12 protein-coding genes and 1 tRNA gene are annotated in these 15,624 nt (G+C 61.5%); all 13 read right to left on the bottom strand.

Annotated elements, in window-relative coordinates; translation table 11 throughout:
- Positions 1-35: 35 nt before the first annotated feature.
- The 13 genes from mfd to AAAT03_RS03520 all read right to left on the bottom strand — a co-directional run bounded on the left by mfd (position 36) and on the right by AAAT03_RS03520 (position 15,596).
- The gene (mfd, locus tag AAAT03_RS03460; protein ID WP_349102593.1) at positions 36-3,668 is read right to left on the bottom strand and encodes a transcription-repair coupling factor; all 3,633 of its coding nucleotides are present in this window, start codon (positions 3,666-3,668) and stop codon (positions 36-38) included.
- A 157-nt stretch (positions 3,669-3,825) separates the two neighbouring features.
- Complete coding sequence (nth, locus tag AAAT03_RS03465; RefSeq protein ID WP_271743087.1) at positions 3,826-4,491, bottom strand: endonuclease III; 666 nt, start codon at positions 4,489-4,491, stop codon at positions 3,826-3,828.
- Positions 4,492-4,554: 63 nt separating this feature from the next.
- Entirely contained in the window at positions 4,555-6,357 is a 1,803-nt protein-coding gene (locus AAAT03_RS03470) for an ABC transporter ATP-binding protein (protein WP_271743086.1), read from the bottom strand.
- A gap of 123 nt (positions 6,358-6,480) precedes the next feature.
- Complete coding sequence (rmuC, locus tag AAAT03_RS03475) at positions 6,481-7,836, bottom strand: DNA recombination protein RmuC (protein ID WP_349102594.1); 1,356 nt, start codon at positions 7,834-7,836, stop codon at positions 6,481-6,483.
- Positions 7,837-7,959: 123 nt separating this feature from the next.
- Entirely contained in the window at positions 7,960-8,382 is a 423-nt protein-coding gene (locus AAAT03_RS03480) for a hypothetical protein (RefSeq protein WP_349102595.1), read from the bottom strand.
- Between the two features lie 438 nt (positions 8,383-8,820).
- On the bottom strand, positions 8,821-9,360 hold the full coding sequence (rbr, locus tag AAAT03_RS03485; protein WP_349102596.1) for a rubrerythrin: 540 nt from the start codon (positions 9,358-9,360) through the stop codon (positions 8,821-8,823).
- A 113-nt stretch (positions 9,361-9,473) separates the two neighbouring features.
- Positions 9,474-10,379: an adenine glycosylase gene (locus AAAT03_RS03490; RefSeq protein ID WP_271743082.1), complete on the bottom strand. Its 906-nt coding sequence runs from the start codon at positions 10,377-10,379 to the stop codon at positions 9,474-9,476.
- Positions 10,380-10,400: 21 nt separating this feature from the next.
- Positions 10,401-10,886, bottom strand: coding sequence for an Rrf2 family transcriptional regulator (locus tag AAAT03_RS03495; protein WP_118080686.1), 486 nt, complete (start codon positions 10,884-10,886; stop codon positions 10,401-10,403).
- Positions 10,887-11,230: 344 nt separating this feature from the next.
- Positions 11,231-11,308: transfer RNA gene (locus AAAT03_RS03500), tRNA-Asp, on the bottom strand.
- A gap of 409 nt (positions 11,309-11,717) precedes the next feature.
- On the bottom strand, positions 11,718-12,185 hold the full coding sequence (locus tag AAAT03_RS03505; protein ID WP_349102597.1) for a YfcE family phosphodiesterase: 468 nt from the start codon (positions 12,183-12,185) through the stop codon (positions 11,718-11,720).
- A 94-nt stretch (positions 12,186-12,279) separates the two neighbouring features.
- Positions 12,280-12,996 carry a response regulator gene (locus AAAT03_RS03510; protein ID WP_118080682.1) on the bottom strand — a complete coding sequence of 239 codons (717 nt, stop codon included), beginning with the start codon at positions 12,994-12,996 and terminating at the stop codon, positions 12,280-12,282.
- Between the two features lie 72 nt (positions 12,997-13,068).
- A complete protein-coding gene (locus AAAT03_RS03515; protein ID WP_343001629.1) occupies positions 13,069-14,412 on the bottom strand; it encodes a histidine kinase in 1,344 nt (447 codons plus the stop codon).
- Positions 14,409-15,596: a glycosyltransferase gene (locus tag AAAT03_RS03520; protein WP_349102598.1), complete on the bottom strand. Its 1,188-nt coding sequence runs from the start codon at positions 15,594-15,596 to the stop codon at positions 14,409-14,411. The genes AAAT03_RS03515 and AAAT03_RS03520 overlap by 4 nt, the downstream gene beginning before the upstream one ends.
- Positions 15,597-15,624 lie beyond the last annotated feature (28 nt).

Raw genomic sequence — 15,624 nt, forward strand, 5'->3', positions numbered from 1 at the left:
GACCAATATCTCTATCCCGCTACGCCCCCTACCTGTTAGTCATCATCACTAGCGCCCAGCTGCTGCAGCAGCATGAGGGCGGCTGCCACGGGACCGGTGCCGTCGTTGGCGTCGAGGCCACGACCCAGGCCGCTGCCCGCACCGGCGCCCGCCTTGTAGGGCACTGACAGCTTGCGGCTCTTGGGGAAGTTCACCGCGCCATAGCGGGTCTTAAGCTCAAAGGCCACCTTCTTGGGCACGTCGACGCCCAAAAACGTGATGCGACCGCCGCTGAGCGTGACGCTCTCGAGCCCCAGGCGCTCGCCGCGAATGCGGATGCGCGCGCGGTTGAACAGGTTGAGTCCCGCCAACGGCAGCTCACCATGCGCGGCCTCGGTCTCCTCCTGCACCTCGTCGACACTCTCCAGGTCCTCGGCCGCCGCGAGCTTACGGTACACGAGCACGCGCTGGTCCACCGCCGGCAGGTACTCCTCGGACAAGAAGTAATCGGCCGGCAGGTTAATGCCCACGCTCGCCGCCTCCACGCCGGCATCGTCATCGCCGCGCGCCTCGGCCACGGCCTGGCCCAGCATCTGCGTAAACAGGTCAAAGCCCACGCTCGACAGGTTACCGTGCTGCTCGGCGCCCATAAGCGAGCCGGCACCACGGATCTCCAGGTCGCGCATGGCGATGCGCATGCCGCTGCCCAGGTCCTGGAACTCGGAAAGTGCGGTCAGGCGCGCCGTCGCCTCCTCGGTGAGCGGCAGCTCGCCCGGGAACATAAAGTACGCGTAGGCCTGCGTGGCAGAGCGACCCACGCGGCCCTTGAGCTGGTAGAGCTGCGCCAGGCCCAGACGCTGCGAATCCTCGATGATGAGCGTGTTGGCGGTCGCGTTGTCGATGCCGCTCTCCACGATGGTCGTGGCGATGAGCACGTCGATCTTTTTGGTCGCGAACTCAATCATCACATCCTCGACCTCGCGCGGGCTCATCTTGCCGTGCGCCACGCCCACGCGCGCCTCGGGCGCGGCCTCGTGCACGCGCGCCACGGCGTCGTCGATGGTCTTGACGCGGTTGGACACGTAGTACACCTGGCCGCCGCGGCCCACCTCCAGGCGAATCGCCGCGCTCACCACATCGGGGTCGTACTCCCCCACATGCACGATCACGGGACGACGCCCAGTCGGCGGCGTCGTGATCAGGCTCATGTCGCGCACGCCGCTCGTGGCCATCTGCATGGTTCGCGGAATAGGCGTGGCCGAAAGCGTGAGCACGTCAATCTGCTCGCGCAGGTTCTTGAGCTGCTCCTTGTGCTGCACGCCAAAGCGCTGCTCCTCGTCGATGATCACCAGGCCTAGGTTCTTAGGGTTCACATTGGCCGAAAGCAGACGATGCGTGCCGATGAGCACATCGATCGTGCCCTCGGCAAATGCCTTGAGCGCGCGCTTTTGCTGCGCCGGCGTGCGAAAGCGGCTGAGTACCTCGACTTCAAGGCCAAACGGGGCAAAACGCTCAAAGAACGTCTCGTAGTGCTGCTGGGCCAGAATGGTCGTGGGGCAGAGCACCATGACCTGGCGGCCGGAGTCCACGCACTTAAACGCTGCGCGCAGGGCGACCTCGGTCTTGCCAAAGCCCACATCGCCGCACAGCAGGCGGTCCATGGGCTTGGGCGCCTCCATGTCGGCCTTAATGTCGGCGATGGCCTCCAACTGGTCGCGCGTCTCGTCGTAGGGAAAGCTCTCCTCCATCTCGATCTGCTCGGGCGTATCGGGCGGACAGGCGATACCGGTAATCGACGAGCGGCGCGTATACAAATCGACCAGGTCAAACGCCAGCTTTTTCGCGTTCTTGCGCGCCTTATTGGTTGCACGCGTCCAGTCGGCGGTATTGAGCCTGGTCAGGCGCGGCTTGTCACCATCGGGGCCAACGTATCGCGTGATACGGTCGACCTGCTCGAGCGGCACGTAGAGCTTGTCGCCGTCGGCATATTCCAGCAAAAAGTAGTCGCGCTCTTTGCCGCCCACTTCCTGACGCGCAATCTCGCTAAAGAGTGCGATGCCGTGAGTGGCGTGCACCACGTAGTCGCCCGGCTTAAACGGGAAGGTGATCTGCGTAATGTCCACCTTGCGGCGGCTGCGCGCGCGGTTGGCATCCATACGGGCGTTGAGGTCGGCGATCGAGAACACGGCCAGGTTGGCATCGGGCACCACCACGCCCTGCGGCAGGGCGGCATCGACAAAGGTCACGCGCCCGCGCGAGATGGTGGGCACGGCGGCACCGGCGGCAGCCTGGGCCGCGCCCGCCTCGAGCGAGCGGGCGTTGAGTGCGTCGGCCTTACGCTCGCGAATTGCAGCATGGGCTTCCTGGCGGGCAGCGCGATCGGCAGAATCCGCCGTTGCCACGCGTACGCGCTCGCCGATGGCGCCGGCATTTTCGGGCGCCGCGGTCAGCGATTCCTCAAAGGTAATGCCCTCGTCGCCAAAGGTGAGCTCCATCGACTCACGCGCGCCGCGGTCGGGAATGGCAAACACGCAGGCATAGCGCTTGCCCACGACCTCCTGGATGCGCGTCATAAAACGGTTGTCCGAGCCTGCGATGGCAGGCTGCTCAATCTTGAGCTCGGCCGTCACCGCGCCGCCGGCACGAATGAGGCTTACGTAGTTCAGGCGCTGCTGGGCACCAAAATCGAGCTGTTGAGCGCGCACGTACAGACCGTCCAGGCGGTCAATCCCCGCCTCGCCGGCACGGGCCTCGATATCCTCGTAGGCACGCAGGCAGTCGTCGAACAGCGAGCGCGGCTCGGACAAAACCACAAGCGCCTTGCCACTCACGTGTGCCAACGGGCTCACGGTCTGGCCGTACATCACCGGCAAAAAGCGGTCGAGCTCGGGCGTGACGATGCGCGCATCCACCATCTCGAGCAGCGCCGCCAGCTTGCTATCGTCCTGGCTGGCGCGGTAGAGCGCCACGTGCATGTTGTGGACCGCCTCATCGGTAAGCGCCAGCTCACGGCAGGGGAAGATCTCGATACTGTCCTCGTTGCCGATGGTTTGGCCCGTGGAGCTCACCATGCGGCGGATGCGGTCAATCTCGTCGCCAAAGAACTCGATGCGTACGGGCGCCTTTTCCTGTGCGGGGAACACCTCGACGGTGTCGCCGTGCACGCGGAACAGACCGGGCGCGTCGGCGGCGCCGGCATTGGTGTAGCCCATGCCCACCAGGCGCTGCGGCACCTCGTCAAAAGGAATCTCCTCGCCCACCGCAAAAGTGGTGGACTCCCAATAGCGACTCTCGACCGGCGGCACGCAGCGCAGCAGCGCACGGGCCGAGGCAACCATGATGCAGTTGTCCCCGCGCACGATGCGCCCCAGAGCCTCGCAGCGCTGCGCCACCACGGCGTCGTCGGGCGCCTGCTCGCGCCACGGATAGTCCTTGCGCTCGGGAAAGCGGCACACATGCGCCAAGCCCACGTAGGCGGCAAGGCTGCGCGCGGCGCGATCGGCCGCGTCCTCGCCGCTCACAATGTAGACCGTCGGTCGCGGACGGCGCGCAAACTGGGCGGCCGCCATAAGCGTACGGCCCGACTGCGACACGGCCAGCGTCACGTCCTCGCCGGCATCGAGTCCGGCCTCGACGGTCTGCAAGGCCTCGGCAGTGTAGAGCTGCGCGGCTATACGGTGAATGAGCATGCTGTTCCTCCGGCATTGCAACGCCAAAAGCCCGCCGGGGCAAGCTCGGCGGGTATGCGGCGAATTTCATTGCCTGTCATGGTAGCGCATGGAGAGGACTCCGGCTCAAAGGCAAACCCAGCCCCGCAAAAAACGCCAGACGAAGATGTGTTCCGCCCTACCCCGCTACGCGCACGCTGGGGCAAAGGTCTGCCAGCGGGCACTCGTCGCACTTAGGTTTACGGGCATCGCAGATCTCGCGGCCAAATGTGATCCACTGGTGGTTGACCGACTCCCAATACTCGTGCGGCAAAATCTTGAGCAGATCTTGCTCGGTCTTGAGCGGCTCCTTGGCATGCGTCTTGGGGCTCAGCATCAGGCGGTGCGCGATGCGGTTGACGTGCGTATCGACCGCGATGCCCTCGACAATGCCAAACCCCACGTTGAGCACGATGTTCGCCGTTTTGCGGCCAACACCCGGCAGCTTGACGAGCTCCTTCATGTCGGCCGGCACCTCGCCACCGTAATCGGCAACGATCATCTGCGCGGCCTCCACGGCGTGCTTGGCCTTGCTCTTATAAAAGCCGAGCGACTTAATGGTATCGGCCACATCGGCCACGCTCGCCCCCGCCATGGCCTCGGGCGTGGGCCACTGGGCAAACAGCTTCGGCGTCACCTTGTTGACCTGCGCGTCGGTCGTCTGCGCCGAGAGCAGCACCGCGATGAGCAGCCTAAAGGGATTCTCGTGATCCAAAAAACACTCGACCGGGCCATAGCGACGGTTGAGGCGCTCGCACACCTCAACGGCGCGCTCGCGTTTGGCGGCATTGGTCTCGCGTGGCATAACAACTCCTCGGCTCGGCAGAAACATAACTTCACGGAAACGATTGTCCCACGTACGGGGGCCTTAAGCCTCCAAAAATGCGCCGGTCTGGCGGCCCCACAGGCTCGCATACTCGCCGCCCGCCTCGACAAGCTGCGCATGCGTACCGTCCTCGACAATCTCGCCGTCCGCCAGCACCACGATGCGATCGAGCGCCGCCACGGTGGACAGGCGATGCGCCACCACAATGGAGGTGCGACCGCGCATCAGGTTCTCGAGCGCCTCCTGCACCAGCGCCTCGGACTCGCTGTCGAGGGCAGACGTCGCCTCGTCGAGCACCAGGATCGGTGCGTCGGTGAGGATGGCACGGGCGATGGCCACGCGCTGACGTTGGCCGCCCGAAAGCTTGACGCCACGCTCGCCCACCATGGTGTCAAAGCCGTTTGGTAGGCGGTCGATAAACTCGGTCGCATTTGCCAGGCGCGCGGCCTCGCGGATCTGCTCGTCGGTGGCGTCGGGGCGTCCGTAGGCGATATTCTCGCGAATGGAGCGATGGAACAGCAACGCCTCCTGCGGCACGTAGGCAACCTGGCGGCGCAGACTCTGCTGCGTACAGCGCGAGACGTCCTGGCCGTCCACGAGCACGCGGCCGCCCTGTACGTCGTCCAGGCGCAGCAACAACTTGGTGAGCGTCGTCTTGCCCGAGCCCGATTTACCCACCAGGCCCACGCGCTGGCCCGCCGCCACATGGAGCGTCAGGTCGTCGAACACGCTCTCGCCCGCTGCGGCGTCACGGTATGCAAAGCTCAAGTGCTCAAAATCAATCGCACCTTCGGTCACTTTAAGCTCGGGAGCGTTCTCGTCGTCTGCCACCAGACGCGGCTCGTCCAGCACGCGCGTCATCTCGGCCGCATCGCCCAGCGCGCGGTTGATGCGCTGCATCATGGAGCTTACGTAGTTCAGACGCATGGTGAGGTTGTACGTATAGGTAAAGATCATGACGAGCGCGCCAGCAGAGATGCCAAACCACGCGTTGCCGCCCGCGACGAACACGCTCACCACGGCCATAGTAACGACGATAAGGCCCGAGGTCGTAAAGTTGCGCTGCATCATGGCGTGCATCGAAACCGTCTCGGCGTCGCGCGCGGCGCGGTCGGCGGCATCGAACAGGTCGCGCTCAAAGTCCTCGCGCCCACAGGTCTTGACGGCCAGGATGTTCGTGACCGCGTCGGACAGCACGCCCGACAGCTTGTTCTGCGCGGCGGACGTCGCGGCCGAAAGCGGCATGATGCGCTTGTACATAAGCCAGACAAATGCGATGTAGACGACCATGATGCCCACCAAAATCACGGTAAACGTCGGTACCACCGGGGCGAGCGCCGCCACCGTGCAGACAACCGAGGTGATGGTGGGAATGAGCGAATACACCGTCACGTCCACCAGGCCCGTGTAGCCGCTCATAAAACGACTCGTCTGGCTCACAAGCGATCCGCCAAAGCGACTGGTGTGGAATGTCATGGATTGATTGGAGAGTGTGTCGAAGCACAAGCGCGCCAAGTGATAGTTACCTGCAATCTCGAGCTTGTAGACGGTGTAGTCCTGCAGCTTGGAGAGGATCTGGCCCACTAGGTTAACGAACACGAGCGCCAGAATATAGGGACCAAAGACCTCAAACACCTGGTCGCCCGCCACGGGGCCGGCCTGGACGCGGTCGACGATAAGGGCCATCACGTAGGTGTTGGCAAACGTGAGCAAAAAGATGTAGCCCGCCGACGAGAACACCGAGAGAAAGACGATCAGCGGCTGTGTGCGCGTGACGTCCCAAAAACGCTGTAGCGTGCGGCGCACGGTGGAGCGTTTGAGCGGACTGGTGTTTCTCTGAGACATGGGCTTCCTTTCGCGTCTGATAGGGCGAAACGCCATTGTTGCACACTAAAGCGCACTTCAGGCAAGCACGATGCGAAAAGCGCCCGCGCCGTGCTTGTGCAGGCACCCCGCCGTCAGATGCAGCTAGTCTTCGTCTTTTTGGTCTGCGAGCAAGCCTGCGGACTCCAAGCCCAAAATCTCGTCGGCCTCCCGCGCGTCTTCCAGCGCGTCGATATCCTTGAGCTTGCGCTCCATAACGTTGGTGCGCGTGGTGATGATGCCCTCGACCGTTTTACCCGCGGTCTCGATCTGCTGCTGGGCACGACGCAGCGCCGCCTGATAGCGCGGCAGCTCGGCCTTGACGGCAGAGAGCACACGCAGCACGTCGTCGGTGCGCTTTTGCAGCCTAAACGTCTGGTAGCTCATCTGCAGGCTGTTGAGGATGGCCGCCATGGTGCTGGGGCCGGCAACGTTAACGTGATAGTCGCGGCCCAGGGTCTCGATAAGCCCGGGGCGGCTGACGACCTCGGCGTACAGGCCCTCAAACGGCATGAACATAATGCCAAAATTGGTGGTCGCGGGCACGCTCAGGTACTTTTCGCAGATGTCCTTTGCCTCGCGTTTCACCATAGCATCGAGTGTCTTGCGCGCGGTGGCCACAGCTTCGGCATCACCCGACTCTTGCGCGTCGAGCAGATGCTCGTACGCGTCGCCCGGGAACTTGGAGTCGATCGGCAGCAGCACGGGGTCGCCCTCGTCCACCGGCAGCTTGACGGCAAATTCGACGCGCTCCGAGGCGCTGGGCTTGGTGGCGACGTTTTCCAGATACTGGTCGGGCGTAAGGATGTCCGCCAGGATTGCACCCAGCTGTACCTCGCCCAAAATGCCACGCGCCTTGACGTTGCCCAGCACGCGCTTGAGGTCGCCCACGCCCGTGGCAATGGATTGCATGTCGCCCAAGCCCTTGTACACGGCCTCGAGCTGGTCGCTCACCTGCTTAAACGATGCAGACAGGCGATCGTTGAGCGTACGGGAGAGTTTCTCGTCCACCGTCGCGCGCATCTGATCGAGCTGCACGTTGTTGTCCTTGCGGATGGCGCCCAGCTGGGCATCGACCGTCTCGCGCACCTTGTCCAGGCGGTGCTCGATGCCCTCGCGGTTGGCACCGAGCTGTTGGGCCGTCTCGCGGCGCAGGTCATCCATACGGTCGCCAGCCTGCGAGAACTCACGCGCGATGGTCAGGTAACGCTGCTGCTCTACGGCCGCATCGGTCGTCTGCTGCTGCGCGATGGCATTTGCCGTGCGGCGGGTTTCTGCCAACGCGACGTTGAGGGTGTCGAGCGCGTTGTTGGCCTGCTCGAGCGCAGCCAGCATCTCTGCCCCGTCATCGCCACGCTCCTGCAGCTCGGCACGAAGGCCCTTAAGCTGCAGGGCACAAGCCACAGCAACCCCCACCGCCACCAAAGCAATCACAACAAGCACGATATCAATAGCAGACATAGACTCCGCCCAACAAACTCAATCGATCATCAATCAAAACCGCGATCAATCTTACCCCGCCACACGCACCGGGCGTCACGCGGCAATCGGACAAATGAATTTTGGGCCACAGGTACTAAAACGCTAACTCTCCCAGCCGGCGCGGATGGTTGCTACGACATCGCTTAGGCGCTGGCCGAGAGCTGCCAAGTGTTCAAGTACCTCACTGGGCGAGGCGCCGTTGAGAATGCACGTGAGGGCATATGAGGCCAAGAAGATTGCCGCGAGTCCCAACGGGATCAGCACGATCATCGCCAGCGTACGCAGGCGCTGGGCCCAGCGACGGCGGCGTGCACGACGTTTATCGAACGCGAGCTCCTGGGCATATGAATCTTGCTGTACGGAATAGGCTCCTGGGTCCACCTCGCCCGCAGACGATATCGCAGGCGCGGCGTTTTGCGCAGGAGGCTGGACGGCCGCCCCTTGCATTTGCATCTCCATAAGCCGTTGCTGCTGGCGCAACATGCGCTCGGCTTGTTGCCGCGGGGTCTCAAGAAACAGATCCATGTTGGCCTCCTCAATCGGAGCATTCGACGCTTGCGCCCAGCATCCCGCACCATCGCGACCGCGGCAACGAAATCCGCGGCAATAGCCGCAAAGATTCTATAGTCAGAAAACTGTCGAAAAGCTCAACAACTCCCCTACCAGCACTTTCTCTGAGCTTTTTTATCGAATGATCTTTTGCCCTTCCGCCCTTACGCCAACCGACCAAAACCTAACCAAAAGCTTGACGGAAATTGTGAAGACCGGGACCCCACACAAAAAGTGCCGCCCCAAAAGGGGCGGCACACAAACTTCTAATCAGCTTTTCAGTAACGAGCACGCGACGACCCGAAGCGGGCCGGGAGGGCCGGACTACCTTCCCTCAACGCGACCCTGCGAAGCCGTGAGCGAGGAGGGAAGGTAGTCCGGCCCTCCCGGCCCAGCTCACGCTAGCACCACGCGCTAGTAGTTCACCACCTGCTCCTCAAAGTACGCCTTCGGGTGGTTGCACACCGGGCACACCTCGGGCGCCTCGGCACCAACATGCAGGTGTCCGCAGTTCAGGCACTTCCACACCTTTACGCCCTCGCGCTCAAACACCTCGCCCGATTCAATGCGCTCGACGAGCTTGTTATAGCGCTCTTCGTGGGCCTTCTCGACAGCGGCGACGCCGCGGAACTTCTCGGCGATCTCGGCAAAGCCCTCCTCCTCGGCGGTCTTGGCAAACTCGTCATACATCGTGGTCCACTCGTAGTTCTCGCCCGCGGCGGCGTCGCGCAGGTTGTCCAGAGTGCCCGGAACGGCGCCATCGTGCAGATACTTAAACCACAGCTTGGCATGCTCGGACTCGTTGCCCGCCGTCTCGGCAAAGATATTCGAGATCTGAACGTAGCCGTCCTTTTTGGCCTTGGATGCATAGTAGCGATACTTGGCGTGTGCCTGGGACTCACCGGCAAAAGCAGTCTCGAGGTTCTTCTTGGTCTGAGAGTTCTCAAAATCCATAGGTGTACTTCCCTTCAACACGTGCCGCCCATAGGCTTTGAGCGGCCCTGTCTTTAGGATTCCCTCAAGCCGAGAATTTAAACCTGCAATCCCGTTCTTCAGATTTGAGCGGGCTACACGCTCAACCAACGATCGCCCTCGGAGCGGCAAAAGCCCTCGCGCTCCAGATCGGCAAGGATGCTTGCGACCAGCTCGCGCTCGACCGGCTCTCGGCCGGCTGCCGTCTCCATCTCGTTAACGCCTGCAACAGCTTCATCGAGCGTAATACCTGCCGGCTGCCCATCGCGCGCCGCCAGCAGCATGCGCACAATGTGGGCGCGCTTTTGGCGACGCGAGCCTTCAAAATTGGACTGACGACTATAGCTCGCCGACCGCCTGGACGGATTGGGCAGCGTCTTTTTAAGATACGCGCCGTAATCCAGCAACGCGTAATACCACGCGCGCGGCGTGTCGGCATCGTCTTGAGGCGCGGCAAAGGGCGCAATCTCATCCGCCGCCGCACCGGGGGCCGCCGGACAGGCAGCTTGAATCAGCGGCACCAGCTCGCGATCGGGAACGGCCGGCACATCGGGAAAGAAATGATGCAAAAAGACCGTGCGCACGTTGGTCTCCAGATACACGCCCGGAAGATCGAATGCAAACGAACGGATGCCCTGCGCCGTTGCCGGGCCAATGCCGGGCAACGCGACCAGATCGTGCATCTCACGCGGAAACTCCCCATCCCAGTCCTCCACAACGCACTGTGCAGCCCTGTGAAGCGCCAGGGCGCGGCGATTGTAGCCCATCCCCTGCCACGCATCCAAGACATCGGAAGGGGCGGCCTGAGCAAGCGCCCGGACAGTCGGAAAGCGATCGAGCCACGCCGGCATGCGCGTCTCCACGCGCGGCACCTGCGTCTGCTGCAGCATGACCTCGGAAAGCCAGATGATATACGGGTCGCGCGTGCGGCGCCACGGAAGGTCGCGATAACGCAGGACCCCTTCCGAACGAATCATCGAACGAAAGGGGTCCTGAATCATGACAATGCTCCTTATGCGGCGCTATTCCTCCCGGCAAGCATACGCGCAGGCGGCGTACTCGGGAAACGCATCGCGGTCGGCGAACTTGGGATCGACAGCCGGAAACTGGCGATGGGCGACGATATCGCCGAGCGAAACGGAATCGAGATAGTCGCGCATCAGCGCCTGGGCTCCGGCCCACAGGGGATGATAGCAGCACGTGCCCATGCGCGCACAGTCGCCATCGGGCGCGGTGCAATCGTTCATAACCATGGGGCCCTGAACGGCCTCTACGACCTGACGGATCGTGACATCGTCGGGGCTCACCTTAAGGCGCATGCCGCCATGAACACCACGCAGGCTCTCCACAATGCCGGCCTGAACCAAGCCGTGCTGAATCGAACGGGCAAACGAATACGGAACATTGACCTCTTCGGCAGCAGTGCGAACAGAAAGCAACCGCTCCGGCTCCTCGGCAAGCATCGCAAGCATGCGAAGGGCATAATCAGTCTTCCTCGATATGTCCATGTTTCCCCTTTCAAGGAATACGAACAGCTCGAACGAGCTCCGGGGCCGAGCTTGTGTCGAGACGCCAAATGACCGCCTGAACAACCAAATTATAAAATGGGTGTTCACTGAATGCCGCACTTGAAGACTAGCTGAATCAGGTACGGCCTAAAGTGCAATTTAGTATAACCGAACCCCCTGCTTCATTGAACAGATGTTGCGCAACAAACCCCCTGTTTGAACACATATATCAGTAGAGGCCGGCTCGCTCGTTGCGAATGCGGTGATTTGGATAAAGAGGCATATAAGATCGAGGGCCTATTAAACGCAAAAAGCCACGTCCGAAGACGTGGCTTTAATTGCGTTGGCGGGAAGTACGGGGCTCGAACCCGCGACCTCCGACGTGACAGGCCGGCGCTCTAACCAAACTGAGCTAACTCCCCAGGCAGTCGTTCGCGTTTGTTTCCGCTCGCGTGCGCTGCGGGGATTAGTATACACAGAAGTCTGTCCGCCGCGCAACAACTTTTTTGAAAAAGTTTTTCGGTCCCTCCGGGAGGGTCTCCGGGGCCGGCTGGCGCGGGTTGAGTTTGCTGCTCTACAGTCCTGCGCAAGACGGAAAGCACATTAAGTGCTTTCCTTTGCGTGCGGAACTCGCGACAAACTCAACCCGCGCCAGCCGGCCCCGGAGACCCTCCCTGCCGTCACTTGCTTCAAAGACTTTGTTCCTCGCCGCTTCCGCGGCTCGAGGTCCCCGTTCTCCTCGGCGAGGTTGTCTAAGATTGTTGTTGAACTTCGGCCTTTGGCTCAAAGAAAAACGGGAGATGCGATCTGCATCCCCCGTTTTTGTTGCACCTACTCTAGGTCAATAAATTTGATGCTCAGAATCTTGCCGCCCTTGACGAGCATTCTGGCCATGGTGGGGCCTCGGGTGCCTCTTGGATAGCTGGCGCTGCCTGGGTTGAGGACCAAGCAGCGGCCCACTTGGGCTTCTTTGGTTACGTGGGTGTGGCCGTTGATGGCTACGTCTACAGATCCCACCGGGAGGTCTTCACGGTAGTGGGCTACGGCAAACTTGAGGCCTTCGTAGGTAAAGAGTGCCAAGCGGTCCACATCGGGGCCGTAGTCGCGGTAGTAATCGTTATTGCCCAGCACCGCTCGCACGGGGGCGATGGTGCGCAGGTGCTCGTAATCCATCTCCGACGTAAGGTCACCGGCGTGGATAATCAGATCCGCACCCTTAAGCTCGTCCAAGAGCGCAGGCGAAAGATAGCCGTGGGTGTCCGAGATAATGTCGATACGCTTGGCGCTTGCACTGTTCATGGGATCCCTTCCGCAAAAAGATTTGGTGCATTCATGCAAAAAGCCCCACGGCTCCGCAGACGATTTTGGTCTACAGGGCTGCGGGGCCGGTGTACTAGAGGCTCAGGGCCTTTTTGAGCGGTACGACGCGACGGCGCGAAACCGGTACGCGTTCGTCGACGCCCGTAATGCCCAGCTGGATAGCGCCCGAGGGAACCGTCTCGACGTCGGTGACACACGCCAAGTTGACGATATAGCGGCGGTGAACGCGGAAGAAGCCAAAGTCGCAGAGCTTGGCCTCGAACTGTGCCAGCGAGGTCGTGGACAAAAAGCGGTCATCGACCGTATAAATACAGGAGTAATCGTCCTTGGCCATAATAAAGCGAATGTCGTCCACGGGGATGAGGACCTTGCGGCCGCCCTTTTCCACCGGGATGCGCTCGATGGTCACCTTGCTGTCCGTGACAGGCTTGGCGCGTTGCATAACCTTATCGATCGCTCGATCCAGGCGAGCCTCCTCGACCGGCTTCATCAGATAGTCGACGGCATCCACATCAAACGCCTCGACCGCATGATCGCTGTACGCGGTTACGAATACGATCGCCGGCGGATTCTTGAGCTTATGCAGTGCCTCGGCAAGTTGCAGACCCGAAGCGCCAGGCATCGAGATATCGAGGAACACAACATCGACGCGGCTCTCCATAAGCATCTCGATAGCGGAGCGAACGCTCGACGCTTCTGTGATCGTGCCGATCTTGCCCGTCTGCTCGAGCAAGAAGCGAAGTTCCGAACGGGCCGGGGCCTCATCATCCACAATCATCGCACGCAGCATAGGGATAAAACCTTTCGTCAACTAACTACGTCGGGCATCCGCCAACTAGCGTTAAACCCGTAACCTATCATTCTACTCTTGAATGTCGAAGATGCTCTCCGACAAATCGAGATGCAGGAGCACTTTAGCGCCCTTGCCCGGAGCCGATTCGACGCGTGTATAAGAGTGCGGTCCATAAAAGCGATGGATGCGCTCCGAAATATTGTGCATGGCCACACCGGCGCCGCCGCCCTGCGGGGAGCTGGCGTCGGGACGGGCGGAGCGTTCGTCAAACAGTCTGGCAGCGGTGCCTTCGTCCATGCCCACGCCGTTATCGGCGACCACAATCAAAATCGCATCTTCGCCATCCCTGTGGACCGACACGTCGATCCTCAGTGCATCGTCGTCGCCCATACCATGGCGCACGGCATTCTCGACGATTGGCTGGATTACAAATGCCGGCACCAGCGTGTCCTCGACGTCCTCGGACACGTCGAAGGTCGCCAGCACGCGATCCTCGCCAAAGCGCGCCTTCTCAAACGTCAGGTAGCGCTTGGTCTGCGCGACCTCGCGCGACACGGGAATGAGCGAGCCCGAATTGTCGAGCGTGGCGCGATAGAACGAGGAGAACTCGCGCAGCAGCTCGCGGGCGCGCAGCGGATCGGTACGCGTAAACGACGCGATGGTGTTGAGCGTGTTGAACAGAAAATGCGGGTTGATCTGTGCCTGCAGGGCACGCACCTCGGCACGGGCCGTGAGCTCCTTTTGCACCTCGAGCTCGTGGATGGCGAGCTGCGTGGACAGGATCTCGGCAAAACCCGAGGCAAGCGCGTACTGAGTGCGGTCGACGGCACGCGGGGTCTTGTAGTAGAACTTGAGCGTGCCGACGGTGCGGTCGCCCACCTTGATAGGAGCGATGATACCGGCAGGAACATGGTTGTGCGAGCCATCCGAGCCCACCACGTCCACCACACGGTTGAACGACTGGACGATACCGTGCTCGATGACGTAGCGCGTGGCAAGTGTGTGGATGGGCGAATCGGGCAGCAGCTTTTCCTCAAACTCGCCCGCGCAGGCCAGCACGTTGCTCTCGTCGGTGATGGCAACCGTCATGGCACGCGTCTCGGGCAAAATGCGCTGGCACACCAGACGCGCCGACTCCTGCGTCAGACCGCCTTTGATGTCCTCGAGCATGGCAGAGGCCACCGAGAGTGTCTCTTCGGTGTACTGCGAACGCACCGAATCGGGATTGAGCGTCAAATAGATAAAAATGCACAGAAAGATGCACAGCAGTGCGCAGGCGACCACGGTCGCGATCGGCTCGATTCCAGTCGCCAGGGCAAAAATAAAGTACACCAGCACGCAAATGGCGCAGACAACGGCGATCACGCGAAAGATAGATATTGAGTTATCGCGCTGGGCGCGGCGGTCGATCATTCAGTCCCCTCCAGGATGCTGGTCAGTTGTGCGTCGCGCCAGAGCCCGTCCATGATCTTGGGCCAGAAGCTCTGAAAACGCAGGTAGCTTGCGGCGTTTTGACGCGCGTAGGTCTTGGCCTCGTCAATACCGTGCCGCCAAATGCGCAGGTACCCCTCGTGCTCGCGGGTAAACATGCTGCGAACCATGGCGGTCTTGCGCACGCGGTCGTCGAGCTCGCGCGAAATCCACGGGCCCGGATAGGGCATGAGCGACGCGGCCGTGACGGGAACGAGCTCCTGCTGGTGCGCGGCAAATGTCAGCTTGGCACGCTCGTAGTACCAACGGTACACATCCTGCATAAAGCGCGGCGAGCGCTTCTCGGACTCGGGCGGCAGGTGACGAACGACCCACTCGTTGTCAAACCACACGTCGTAGCCAAACATGCGCATGTTAAAAAGGTAATCTAGGTCCTCGCCTCGGGTGATAAACGGGTCAAACGCCACACGGGTAAAGGCGCGGGCATGAAGTGCCACAAGGCCGCCGCACACGTAGTTTGAACGCGAAATACGGGTGCCCGAGAGCGCCTTTTTCATCCAGCGATTAAACTCGATGCGTTTGGTCCACCAACGATGGCAAATGCCCACCTTGTCTGTGGGCGCCAACGGCGATCCGTCTCGATCGTAAAAGTAACCGCTCTTAACCAAAATCGGCAGGCCTTGACGCGTCTGCTGGCCCAGTGCATAGGTCGCGCGCTTCATAAAGTCGGCATCGATAACGGTCTCGTCGTCATCCAAAAAGACAACGGCATCGTGGCCGAGCACCGCAGCGCAGGCAAGCCCCATATTGCGAATGGCGCCGTATCCGCGCAGACTCACGCACTCGCCCGAGCCCTTGGGAGCAATCTGCGCCACACGGTCGGCGATACGCGATGCCTGGGTGTTGGTAACCACGGTGACCTTGAGCGAAGGGTGCGCGTCGACGATTTCGTGGACGCGCTTCGACACATCAGCCGTGACCGAGATGGGGCAGACCACCAAAAGGATAATCCTCGGAATGTCGTGCACCTGCTCGAGCGAGGCCAGGCAGCGGTCGAGCTCGGGATTGGTGGCGTTGAGCTTCGTCGAGTGGTCATAGACGCCGGGAGCGTTTACATGGGCCTCGTCGTCTGCCCAATATGTTGGAATCACAACCGTGGCGTTCATGCCTTCCCTCCCTGCAACACAAAAACGG

The sequence above is a fragment of the Collinsella sp. CLA-AA-H167 genome (assembly GCF_040095305.1).
Taxonomy (GTDB): domain Bacteria; phylum Actinomycetota; class Coriobacteriia; order Coriobacteriales; family Coriobacteriaceae; genus Collinsella.